The 11844-nt window shown below is 56.4% G+C and carries 8 protein-coding genes; 3 read left to right on the top strand and 5 right to left on the bottom strand.

Going from position 1 to position 11844, the window contains the following annotated elements:
• Window positions 1-189 precede the first annotated feature (189 nt).
• Window positions 190-2211 carry a hypothetical protein gene (locus tag OPIT5_20150; protein ID AHF94544.1) on the bottom strand — a complete coding sequence of 674 codons (2022 nt, stop codon included), beginning with the start codon at window positions 2209-2211 and terminating at the stop codon, window positions 190-192.
• A 449-nt stretch (window positions 2212-2660) separates the two neighbouring features.
• Here OPIT5_20150 and OPIT5_20155 point away from each other — a divergent pair, with 449 nt between their 5' ends.
• Both OPIT5_20155 and OPIT5_20165 read left to right on the top strand, forming a co-directional pair.
• On the top strand, window positions 2661-2801 hold the full coding sequence (locus OPIT5_20155) for a hypothetical protein (GenBank protein ID AHF92216.1): 141 nt from the start codon (window positions 2661-2663) through the stop codon (window positions 2799-2801).
• Window positions 2802-4308: 1507 nt separating this feature from the next.
• Entirely contained in the window at window positions 4309-5559 is a 1251-nt protein-coding gene (locus tag OPIT5_20165) for an ATPase AAA (protein ID AHF92217.1), read from the top strand.
• Between the two features lie 484 nt (window positions 5560-6043).
• Here OPIT5_20165 and OPIT5_20170 read toward each other — a convergent pair whose 3' ends face one another.
• Together OPIT5_20170 and OPIT5_20175 are read right to left on the bottom strand one after the other, a co-directional pair.
• On the bottom strand, window positions 6044-6361 hold the full coding sequence (locus tag OPIT5_20170; GenBank protein AHF94545.1) for a hypothetical protein: 318 nt from the start codon (window positions 6359-6361) through the stop codon (window positions 6044-6046).
• A 322-nt stretch (window positions 6362-6683) separates the two neighbouring features.
• Complete coding sequence (locus tag OPIT5_20175) at window positions 6684-8501, bottom strand: hypothetical protein (protein ID AHF94546.1); 1818 nt, start codon at window positions 8499-8501, stop codon at window positions 6684-6686.
• A gap of 27 nt (window positions 8502-8528) precedes the next feature.
• On the opposite strand from OPIT5_20175, the gene OPIT5_20180 reads away from it, so the two are divergent.
• Window positions 8529-8786, top strand: a complete 258-nt coding sequence (locus OPIT5_20180; protein ID AHF94547.1) for a hypothetical protein — start codon at window positions 8529-8531, stop codon at window positions 8784-8786.
• Between the two features lie 316 nt (window positions 8787-9102).
• On the opposite strand, the gene OPIT5_20185 is transcribed toward OPIT5_20180, so the two are convergent.
• Window positions 9103-9942, bottom strand: a complete 840-nt coding sequence (locus OPIT5_20185; GenBank protein AHF92218.1) for an N-terminal cleavage protein — start codon at window positions 9940-9942, stop codon at window positions 9103-9105.
• Window positions 9943-10180: 238 nt separating this feature from the next.
• Window positions 10181-11491 (bottom strand): hypothetical protein, encoded by a 1311-nt coding sequence (locus OPIT5_20190; protein AHF92219.1) that lies wholly within the window; start codon window positions 11489-11491, stop codon window positions 10181-10183.
• Between the last annotated feature and the right edge of the window lie 353 nt (window positions 11492-11844).

Consider the following 11844-nt stretch of genomic DNA (forward strand, 5'->3'; position numbering starts at 1 on the left):
CGGAATCGGAGACGGATCGCGGGAAAAAGAATGTTACGATCAGGTGAAAAAGCGGGCCGCTTGGGACGGGAAAAAGGAGAAAAACACGGCCGGCGGAGTATCCGGCCGGCCGTGGAGAGTTCTCAAATCCCGCCGCCCGCAAGGAGGGCGGCGGGACGGGTTATTCAGGCCGACAGGGCGGACTGACGATCAGGGAATCACGATGGTGTTGCCGCTCACAGTGGCTCCGATGAGCGTGACGCCACTCTGAACCTGGATCGGGTTGGCCGACTGGATCACCGTGCCTGCCGGACCGGAAAACACCACCGTGCTGTTGGCGCGGAGGGTGACGGTTCCGTTGACGGTCAGCGTTTCGCCGGTCCCGAAGATGGCGAACGAGCCGTCCCTGAATTCGAGGTTTCCGGCGATGGTGCCGTCGCCGCCGACACCACCGTCTTCATCGACACGCACCAGGCTCGCGCCGATAGTTTGACCCGTCGGGATCACTGTCAGGCCGTTGACAGAGCGGAACTGGCCGGTATAGCCGGAGGCATTGCCGCTGAGGACAAGCGTGCCCGCGCCCTGCTTGCGCAGTTCGCCGGTGCCGGTCAGGGCGCCGAGCAGGGTCAGCGTGCCGCTCGAACGCGAATAGATACGCCCGCCGGTGCTGTCGATCACGACCGGATTGGCCAAGGTGAGGATCGCATCGTTATCGCCGGCCAGACGCCCGTCGTTCTGGAGGGTGATCGTGGTCACCGGGGAGGAGGGGCCGAACGTGAAGATGAAGGATGGTACATCCGTCTGCAGCAGCAGTTCGCTATCTGTCCCCGAAGCGTTGGAGATGGTGATCGCGCTGGTTCCGGTGAGGACGCCGTTCTCGGTGACTTCCAGCCTGCCCCCGTTGACCGTGGTGGCACCTGTATAGGTTTTGAACTGGTTGCGGAAGCGCTGGCGGCCGGAGCCGGTCTTGATCACGTCGCCCGCACCCGAGATCTCTCCCTTGTAGCTGGCCACGCTCGTCAGATCGAGCGTGAGTACAGCACCATCGATATCCACCTCGGCCGAGGCTGCGCCTTGCACTCCGGCCACGGTGAGATCGTCACCGCTGGAAGAGAAGAACGCGTCTTCCCCGAGGTAAAGGAGGTTGGTGCTCGGCACGGTGGCGCCATCGAGGATCAGGGAACCTTCGACCACGGCAAGCGTGCCCGAAAAGGTGCTGGTGGCCGTTTGCAGGAACAGGGCATCCGGTCCTGTCTTGACGAGACCGACGGTGCCGGTGATCGGAGCGGCGATGGTAGCATTGCCACCATCCAGCTCGATGAGACCCCTGAGCGTCAGCGGTTGCGCGCCATTGATAACATAGCCAGCGGTGGCGAACTCGAGATTCACCGCGGTAATGGGATTCAGGAGGGTGACGGCACCACTGCCTGTATTGAACACGGCGTTGAGGTCGCCGTTGTTATCCCAGGGACCGCCGCTCCATGAAGTGCCACCGGTGGCCGTCCAGTTACCCGGGCCACCCACCCAGGTCACATTGGTGCCTTGAGGCGTGGCATCCTCGATGCAGATATCATCAATGCCAACGCCGTCCCGGGTGCCGCTGTCACCACTGCTGGAGTACTGCCAGCGAATCCAGGCGCGCTCACCGGGGGCAAGAGGCTGGGTGAGAACGATGGTGACATCGACCGGAGTGCGGACGGTGTTGCCATCGACCGGAACATTCCCTCCCGCATTGACCGGCACCGGCGTGTCCGCGAGGTCCGGCAGGTCGGAATAGCCGCCGGGAATGATACCGGGATCATCTTCCACATCCGGATTGTACTTGAGCCGGATCCGGTTGAGGCGGGCACCGTCGCGCCAGAGCTCGACGTTGTACCGCACCCGCAACTGGGTGATGGTGGTTTCGCCGGTGTTCTGGATCTCGACATGCAGGCGGGTGTCGCCGAAGCTGCCGTCCTCCAGAAAACCGAAGGCGCGCTCGGAGCTCGAGGTTGCACCGTAGGAATAGAAACCGGCGACAGCGGAACTGCCATTGTCTTGGCCGTTCCAGACGAGGGGCACGCCTTCTGCCGCTTCGGCCAAGAAGCCCGACGGAAGGCTGTTTGCATCGGCAGCGGTGAATCCGGTGAACTTTTCGTGTACGGGCAAAGGACGTGCGGCTTGGGCCACACTTCCGCAGAGAGCCGCCGAAGCGGCGAGGAGCGCAAGGCTCCGGGACATGATGGTATTCATGATAATTCTACTGCTTTTATGGTTGTTTTTTTCCTGTGACAGTGCCGGAACGGGGTAGGCGCCTGCCTCGCTCCGACACGCCCACCTTGTGAGAAAGGCTTTCCGGGCGAAACGGGAGAATGGTTACAGTCAGGTGAACTTTATCGCCGGCCCCGGTGAATAACTGCCCAAGTTTATCTCTTCGGGGTGATTATAGCGTTTTTTAAAATCGGCGCTTTTCGGGCCCCGGGGGACTTGACAATACGCCGCCGGTGCGGATTTGTCTGTCATGTATATTGTGATACGAATCAGGCAACAGATTGCGGGAGAATGATAAGAGTCGATATTTTAAAGGCGTTCGATCGCGAATAAAATTCGCCGGAAATTTTTATTTGTAATAAAATGTGGATACGGTAATGAATTTGTTTCCGTAACCTGGTTTTCACACAGGCCGCTATAGGATGGCGTTAATGCCCGGCTTTTATTATGCCGGCATCCCGGAAGCTTCTGATTTTTACACAAAGCGCGCAAAGAACCTGGGGCGGCTGTGCCGCAACCGAAGGGACAGAAAGTATGGCCACGAAAAACACGAAAAGACACTCCGCGCATGAAATCCTTCATCGCGCTTATAAGCGCGCGGGAGATTCTCGCCGGACAGACGTCAATTTTGTGTTTTTTATGGCCATCCCGGTTTGAATCCGGAATGCATCCGCACCGAGGGAAATCATGCGTTTTGTACACGATTTCTCAGGATAGCTTTGCGAAGTACCCTGTAACCGGAAAACCTCTTCCCGCTGCATCTTCGCGCCCTTTGCGTGCTTTGTGTAAATATCCGTAATCGGAGAGAGGAGGGGGGAGCTTAATGTCCAAGAACCGTGCACGATCACGTCTTGCCGTCCTCCGCTCCGGAATGAACCCCGGAGACATCCATTTTCTCAAACCGTTTTTTGGCCGCAAAAAGACGCAAAGGGTCTGTCGGCAGGGAAACCCTCCACGGCGCTTATAAGCGCCACGCCACGCATCCTTTGCATGGGGATATTTGCGCCCTTTCGCGGCCCTTTAGGGGACTCCTGAAAAAAACAGATTTTCACCACCGAGGCACAAAGACACAAAGTTTCACAGAACAGAAAAAACAAAATAACTCGTTTTAAATTAAATATTATTAGCTTCCAGATCAATGACTTAAGTTTTAGTATTGGAAATTCTAACATCATGTGTTATAAATTCCGTAAACCCTGAATTTTACAGAAATAATTTTTGAACAGAAGGTAACGAAGAGAACAAAGAACAACCAGGGACGCTTGCCGTACCTTCTTTTTTAACTTCAGGGAACGTCTGAAAATCCCCGAGAACCGGGCGAAAACAGGTCACAGAGGACACGGAGCGCCGACACAGAGGCTACGGAGGTCAAGACGACTCCGCAACACTCAACCATCCCTTACTGTTTTTTCAATTAATTAAAAATCCGGAATTTACTGAGAAACGCCACATTCAGCCGGACAGGCCTCTCCTTTTCCCGCAGCGGGGAAAGTGTCCACGGTGTCCGCGCTCTGTGCTTTCTGTGTCCTAAATCAATTTTTAGAACCTCCCTTTATTGAAATATAAATAACTTCTTGTTCAGGGTCTTCCTTGTTTTACCTTCGTTGCCTTTGTTACCTTCTGTTCAATTTTCAGAAGTCCCCGTATGATACCAAAGCCCCAAAGCCTTCAGATTTTTACACCAAGGCCGCAAAGAACGCAAGGGATTGCCAGTTACCTTCTTCGCGTCTTTTGAGGCCTTGGTGTAAAATCAAAAATATTCGGGACGCTGGTATGAAATATGCCGGATAGAAGGCAGGGGGGCTCAAACCATACCCTCATCCCTTCCATCCCGGCCCTCCCTCCGCTTCGCCCGCCTTCAGCAGGATACCGTCATCCCTTGTCTGGCCTGGTTTCTGATAAATTGCTTCCGCACGACAAACCCCAAAACCAAAGGAACGCAGGTGCATGGACGCATGGCTTCATTTAGTCCTTGTTTTGGGCCAAATTCAGGCAATGAATTAAATATTATCGGATTATGAATCAATAACTTAAATTTTAACGTTGGAAATTCTAACACCATATGTTATAAATTCCGTCATGTTTCAAAGGAACCTCATCGATAAAGTTGCCGAAAGCATCCGGTTTAGTGCCGCAACCCTTGTCAACGGGGCGCGGCAAACGGGAAAAAGCACGTTTATCAAAACGGCGTTTGTTGAAAAGGAAGGGTTCGGTTACGCCAACCTGGATGATCTGAACCTTCTGCGCCTTGCCAAAAGCGATCCTGTCACGTTTCTGACGCAGCTTCAGGAACGCGCCGCCATTGACGAGATACAGCGGACACCTGAACTCCTGTTGCCGATCAAAAAGCTGATCGATGAAGCGCGGCAAACCCGGCGCTTTCTGCTGACGGGTTCCGCCAATATTCTGACCTTGCCAAAGCTGTCTGAGTCTCTGGCGGGTCGCATGGAAATCCATACGCTTTGGCCTCTGTCCCAAGGGGAAATACGAGGGACCAAGGAACAATTCATTGATTTCGCCTTTTCGGATGTGCCGCCTCAATCACCGCCGCCGTTTTCCCAGGGTGAATATCTGGAAGCAATCGTTCAGGGCGGCTATCCGGAAGCGCTGCCCCAAATGAGGGCGGGGCGTGGCCCTGAATGGTTCAACGCCTATCTTGCAACCATTCTCCAGCGGGATATCCAGGATATTTCGCGCATCGAGGGACTGACTGAACTGCCAAACTTGCTTGAGATTATCGCCTCGCGTGCAGGCAACCTTATCAACGTTGCCGATATCGCCCGCGTCACAAGGCTGAATGCCGTGACGCTCAAGCGTTACATGACGCTTCTTGAAATGGTATTCCTCATTGTCGAGGTACCCGCATGGGCGCGAAACGCCGAAAAGCGTTTTACCAAAAGCCCCAAGGTGTTCATCAACGACACAGGGCTTTTATGCTATTCGCGCGGACTGAACCGGCAGGCCCTTGAGCGCGAACGCAGTTTGCTGGGCAGTGTTCTTGAGAATTTCGTCGTGATGGAATTAACAAAACAATGCGGATGGGCGGCGATGAAATGCGGCCTGCTCCATTTCCGCACGCATGGTGGCGATGAAGTCGATGTTGTGCTGGAAGCGGCGGACAAGCGCGTAACCGGTGTGGACGTCAAGGCGTCGATGGACATCCATCCGTCGGATTTTAACGGGCTTCGCACCCTTGCCGATGCTGCGGGAAACCGTTTTCATCGCGGCTTCCTGCTCTATACGGGTCATGAGGTGCTGCAATACGGCCAAAACCTGTGGGCGCTGCCGGTATCGGCCCTTTGGAATACCACCCTTCCCAAAAGCAACTAACAAAACTTTCTGATTTTTACCCAAAGCGCGCAAAGCACGCGAAGGACCCGGGAATCCATTTTCTCAAACCGTTTTGGCCGCAAAAGATCTGTTTGCAGGGAAACCCTCCATGGCGCTTATAAGCGCCACGCCACGTATCCTTTGCATGGGGATATCTGCGCCCTTTCGCGGCCCTTTAAGGGACTCCTGAAAGAACAGATTTTCACCACCGAGGCACAAAGACACAAAGTTTCACAGAACAGAAAAAAATAACTCGTTTTTAAATTAATAGATAAAAATATACTCAAAATCTCCTCTCCCGGTTTTCTCTGTGTCTTTGTGTCTCGGTGGTTAATTTCAGGAGTTCCCTTTAAGTTTTTCGCGCCCTTCGCGATCTTTGTGTAAAATCCAAACATTCAGGGAACCTGGCGACGCAAAAAAACCCGCCCCGGAATCAACCGGAGCGGGGTTTTGTCTGGTTATTCTGATCAATGACCTAGCCAAATCAAACGACCGTCGCCCGGCGACGACGGGCGACAAGCACACCGGCGAGGGTCAGGCCGCCGAAGATCGCTGCATAGGTGGCGGGTTCGGGGACAGCGGATATTTGGCGATTGGCGACAAGCGCATCATCTGGAACAGGGCCGCCGATGCTGCCAGTCTCGACGCTCAAATTCACGCGGGCTCCATCGGCCGGAATAATCCAATCGTTCCCGTGATAAGCGCCATAGACCAACCCTGCGGAAGGGGAAATGCTGTCCTGTCGCAGATCGGGGAACCAGACAAGCCATACATCCATGCCCTCCTCGAGTCCTCCGATCAACGGAATCCCGGGCAATGCTATAGAGAACGAACCATCGCCTGCTACGGCAGAGTCGGTCGTTCCCTTGCCAAGGAATATTTCTCCTTCGCCGACAAAACTGGTGTCGGTTGGACCACCAAATGTTGTTCCCGATGGAAGGGCCACCGCATAGACTAGAGAGCCATCTGCTAGCGGAGAGTCGGTATCCCGACCGAATAGCAGTCCTCCCTCAAAATTGATTGTCACGGTTGCCTGCGCAATGGCGCCTGCAAGGATAAAGATGCCCAAATGGCGGATTGTTTTTCCCAGTTTCATATTCTTTGATTGTTATGCATTTGCTATGTTATTCGTGCTGTTGCCACAGAGGAGTGGTATCGAGGAGCCAGTCATCTATGGCTGTTGCGACCCCGGCCTTTTTACGAATGACTATGGCGCTGCCGGCCGGAAGCTTGAGGCTTCCCTGGTCTTCCGTCACCGAGCCGACCTTGCGCCAGTAACCATTATAGAAATAAGTATCGCTTCCAGATTTGTTTTTCGCCCGCTGGCTGTTATCAAATACAGTCAGTTCATCACCGCGTCCGGACTGGAGGTTGTTGGTACTGACTGTAAAGGGACGATCAGAGCCAACGAGGTTCAATTGATCCAAGGTGAGATCAACCGGTACGTTCAGGCCAGCCAGATTATCGTTCTGTTGGCCGGACACCGTTACCAGAGGGATTACCCGAGGACCGGTGGGAACTTCACCGAGTACAAGAAGGGAGGTATCCTGGGCGTAGTTGGTTCCGCTGATAATAATGTAGCCGTCAGGAGGAATTGCCGCATCGCCACGATCAGGAGAAATATCACCTACCTTGCGCCAGTAGGAGTTGAAAAAATAGGTGGATTCCACGCTCTTGTTTATGCCTTGCGACAGCAGGTCGGGGAATAGGATTTCCGTCCTTCGTCCACTAGACAGGTTGTTGGTCGAGGCGATAAAACTCTGACCGGCATCCGCAGAAGGAAGGAGTGTTCCCAATGTCCAGTATGGTCTGATGGCGATGGCATCTCCGGGCTGGATTCTGGAAATGATATCGGGGCTGAATTCTGCTGTGATATCATCGGCACCGTTATCTATCACGGTTGAATAATAGCCTGCGGCTGTTCCGGAAAGAATTTGGAGATAATATGTGTTTTCCTGTACGCCTTCGGAATATCGCAGCGAAGCAGGAATAAAATCCGGGTCTCCGTCCAGGATAATGGTATTCCCGAGAACCGAGGAGATTTTTCCCTGAAAGACAAGAGACCGCTCCACCGGCAACGCCACGAAAGTGTCGGATTCAGACAAGAGATCGTATTTAACATACCCGCGAGGTGTTGATCGAACATCGCCCTCTTCCGTGCTCACCACCAGTCGCAGGAACCTGCGCGCGTGGGCGGAAATGAGGTCGGCATCCTCGGCGGTGTAGGAACCGGCGGTGTTTTCCGTATCCGTGCTGGTGAAGACGGGCGTCCATTCGCCGGAGACCAGGTCGTCGGTCGCTTCTACCGTGTAGGTGAGGGCGGGGTCGGCGATGCGGGTGAAGGTCAGGGCGAGACGCTGGCCGTCTCCGGTTTTGCCGATGGAGACGGCGCCGGCGCTGTCGCTTTGCAGCGGATCGAGGCCGAGGGCGTATTCGAGCAGGTTGGGCAGGCCATCACCTTCCGGGTCGGCGGTGTCGGCGGCGTCGCCTTCGTTGGCGGTGGTGCCGAAATGGGTCTCGCGCCAGCTTTCCTGCGGGGTGGATTCCGCGGGCGGCAGGGGCGTGCCGCTCAGGGCGACGCGGTCGAACTGGAGAGTTGTCCCGACTGTTGAGGGAGAGAGATCAAAGCGCTCATAGTCGCCATTCAAATTGGGAATGGAGCGTACGCGAAAAATGAAATCCGGCTTGTCGTTAAATTCCGGATGGTCTTTCAGATCGAACGCCAGTTGATCCCAGGCAATGACGTTGAGGTCTCCGTAGGAGAAAATCTGATACGTCCATGTTTCCCCGTTATCGGGGCTGAATTCGAATACATAATTGGCGGACGAGGTCATGTTGACCACGCGGAAATCAAACGTCAGCAGGATGTCGCTGTAACCTGCCGTCGAAACAGGAAATGCAATCCACCCGTCTTTATTAAGCTGCGCGGCGAACCAGAGCACGCTATTGCCCTGAAGTGTCGACAATCTATGCGGAATGTCGTTGAGACCATCCGGAAAACCCTCTCCCGGTACAGTGATTTCGACAGGGGGATCGTACTCATTTTCCGGCGGGATTACGCTTGCTCTGGTATACTTCAAGACGTTCGTAACAGGAAATCTGGGGTTATCGACCGGGTAGGAGAGGAGCCCGGGAAAGCGCTCCTTGCCGATAAGGGGTTCTCCGCTGAAATTGTCCCGCTCGGCTGGCGCCGGATTCAACCCGCCATGATAGACTGTGGTGAATAGTTGTCCATTGGTATATTTATAAGAGTAGCGATTATAGTCATTGTAAAAAAATGTGTTTTCACGAAGGGGCGCCGCCACAAAATTCCAAGGCACCCCCGGCGCATAATTGGGATGATCCGGAGGGAGATCGTAGGCCGCAAGGGACTGGATGAGGAGTGTGCCCGCAACCAGGCAACTCCCCCAGTGAACTGAAGTATGAGTGATGGATTTCATAAGGATAGGGAAGACGATTTACGGGTGTTGTGCGGTATCGCACCTCCTTGAAAAAAGCGGATTGGATCAGGGGCGGGCGAGGAATGCGGGTTGTCTGATGTCATTATTTAACTCCCTGCACATCAGTCCAGGGGTTCCAGATGAGAAATTCGTGTTTCTTGGTATCATTGATCTGATCGACCTTGAACTTGCGTACGCTGCTATCGAGAAACACCACGTTGGCACCCCCGTTGTGGCGGCCAGCATCGACATTGGTGGTGCTGCCATCACCATGGCCACGAACGCGCGAACGGCCGCCGTCACCATCCCTCCAGCCGGCTTCAGTCATGAAGGGAATGCGGGAAAGGGGGGCACGGTCGCGCAGATCCTCGAAGACGAGCTGACGCTGGCCGGACGCCGGATAATTTTTCGCCTGGCCGGGTGCATGACTCTCGTAAAGCTGGGAATTCATCATATAGGAAGGGTTTATATAGGTGCCGGGAGTCATCGTCAGGGCCTTGCGCTTGTCTGCCGGATCGTGATAGATCATCTTCTTGTCACGGAAGTAGTTTGCCTTTGCCATATTGCTGAGGCCGCCCAAGCCCAGGGGCAGCTCCGCGAGCGCGGGTGTGGCCACGTAGGGAGGCAAGACATTGAACCAGGAGTTGGCATCATTAGGCTTGTTGACCTCCGCCCACAGGACGCTGTCGTCGGAGCCTTCATAGGGGATCTTGTTGCGGTTTTCATTGGCATACATCTGTAGTGCGAGGCCCCACTGGCGGAGATTGCTGGTGCAGACGGCTTGGTAGGCTAGCGAGCGGACCCTCCCGAGGGTAGCCAGCAGAATGGCGGCAAGGATGCCGATGATGGCGATGACGGTGAGCAGCTCGATGAGCGTGAAGGCGGCAGTGCGGCGACGGGCCGGTTTCGTGTGAGTGGAAGTGGTGATGTCGTGTTTTGTCATGTCTGAGCAGGCAGAGGGCGCCTGTGAAACCAGCGAAGCCGGGGGACGAAATTCCGGAACGGGAAGATTGTTACAGGAAGGTTAAATCTGTTTCGCGGAAGGTCTTTTTCTGTTATTAGTAGTTCGAGATTGGTGAGTTGAGTTGTTTTTGAGAAACCGGGAAATTCGGGCCTCAAAAGGCTTGACAAGGTGTCGGGGACGGTCGGCTTGCCGCGATGAGTCATTGGCTTTCAGGCGATTAGCGGGTGGTGTCGAGGTTCACGGGTTTTCCGGGGAGCGGGACCGTGCCGAGCGCCTGGCGGGCGGCGGTATCGTAGATCGCCACGGTGTCGGGTTCGGTGAGGCCGACGGCAACGAGCGTCGGGTGGCCGGGCAGGCTGGCGATGCGGGCAACCTTGCCGGGCAGGGGCACGCGGGCGAGGGCGGCGGTGTCGCCGGCAGCGGCGCGGGCCACGTCGATGAGGATCAGGTCGGTGCCGGGCGTGGTGATGTTTTCCAGGCCGTCGGCAAGGCGGCGCTTGCGTTTGCCGGAGACGACGGTGGCCACGGTGCGGCCACCATCGACGAGCACCGGATAATCGCAGCCGGCCTCGACCGGGAAAAACGCCACGCGGCGGCGGGCCGCGATGTCGAAGACTGCGATGCCGCCATCCTGCGAGGCGTTGCTGACGAAGGCGAGGGTGCGGCCTTCGTGCGGCGCGAGGATCACGCGGTCGGGGAACGCCGTGCCCCACTCGCCGGCGTCGGGGCCGGTGGGCAGGTAAACGGAGTTTTGCCATTTGCCGGCGAGCGCGGCGTCGAGATCGGCGAAGGCGAGCGCGCCGTAGAGGTCGAGCGTGACCAGCAGGGTGTTCGAGGCGCGGTCCACGCGGATGACTTCGGGCGAGGGGCCGGCCTCCTTGTCGGAGAGGTGCAGCTCGGGGTGGTTGCGGGGGAGGGGGAGGTCGGCAACGAGCGAGAGGTCGGCCGCCTTGAGGATGACGATGCGGCTGCCCTGGCGGCCTTTCTTGCCGTCTTTCTGGTGGCTGACGAGCAGGAGCCCTTCCGTATCCAGAATCTGGATGTCCTCGGGCTTGTGGCCGGGCGGGGTGAGCTGTTTGCGGGAATTCCACCGGTGGGTGATGCGGCCGGAGCCGAGGTCGAGGGCCACGAGGTGCCCGTCCTTGCCGCCGACGAAGGCGCGGTCGTGCCAGATGCGGTGTTCTTCGGGGAGGAAATCGAGCGTGAGCAGGCGGGGCGGCGTGCCGGCGGGGGCTTGCAGGTCGAGGAGGGCGAGATTGGGTTCGCCGCTGCTTTCCGTCTCCGCGTTGAGGACGGCGCGGCGACCGTCGCCGGAGATACGGAGCTTGGCGGCGTCGCGGAAGGACGGGGCGCGGAAGAGGACGGTGGCGGCATCGGCGGCGGGCGCGCCGTCGGCGCCGAGCGCGACGCGGGCGAGTCCGCCGTCGTCTCCCGAGCGGAAGGCGACAAACACGCTGTCGGCCCGCAGGGCGGACAGCGTGGCGAGGAGGAGTGCTGCGAGAGCAAGCGAACGGAAAGGAAGGCGCAGGCGGCCGGTGGTTATCATGCCTGACGCAAGGTGCCGGCCGACGGAAACGGGACGGCGGCAAAATTGTCACGATCTCGTGACTTTTTTTGCCGGCGGGATTGGAACCCGGGGTTCCCGTAGTCCGGAGCTTCAGCCCGGACCGGGAATCATCCGGTATTCGTGGGCCTCCCGGTTCGGGCTGAAGCCAACGCTCTTTGGCCAAACGGTTTTTTTTAACCGCGAAGGGCGCCAAGGATACGAAGAAGATACATAAGGGAACTCCTGAAAATTCAGTTTTTAACCGCGAATGGACGCTAATGAGCGCGAATACCAAACCGGGTAAATTTTATGATTCGTTGATTGAAATCCCTCTC

The organism is Opitutaceae bacterium TAV5 (genome assembly GCA_000242935.3).
Taxonomy (GTDB): Bacteria; Verrucomicrobiota; Verrucomicrobiia; order Opitutales; family Opitutaceae; genus Geminisphaera.

What these genes read in the sequence shown, in the direction of transcription:
- OPIT5_20180 (AHF94547.1), top strand. Translation starts at nt 8,529, where the DNA reads ATGCGGAATGTCGTTGAGACCATCCGGAAAACCCTCTCCCGGTACAGT.
- OPIT5_20185 (AHF92218.1), bottom strand. Translation starts at nt 9,942, where the DNA reads ATGACAAAACACGACATCACCACTTCCACTCACACGAAACCGGCCCGT.
- OPIT5_20165 (AHF92217.1), top strand. Translation starts at nt 4,309, where the DNA reads ATGTTTCAAAGGAACCTCATCGATAAAGTTGCCGAAAGCATCCGGTTT.
- OPIT5_20150 (AHF94544.1), bottom strand. Translation starts at nt 2,211, where the DNA reads ATGAATACCATCATGTCCCGGAGCCTTGCGCTCCTCGCCGCTTCGGCG.
- OPIT5_20155 (AHF92216.1), top strand. Translation starts at nt 2,661, where the DNA reads ATGCCCGGCTTTTATTATGCCGGCATCCCGGAAGCTTCTGATTTTTAC.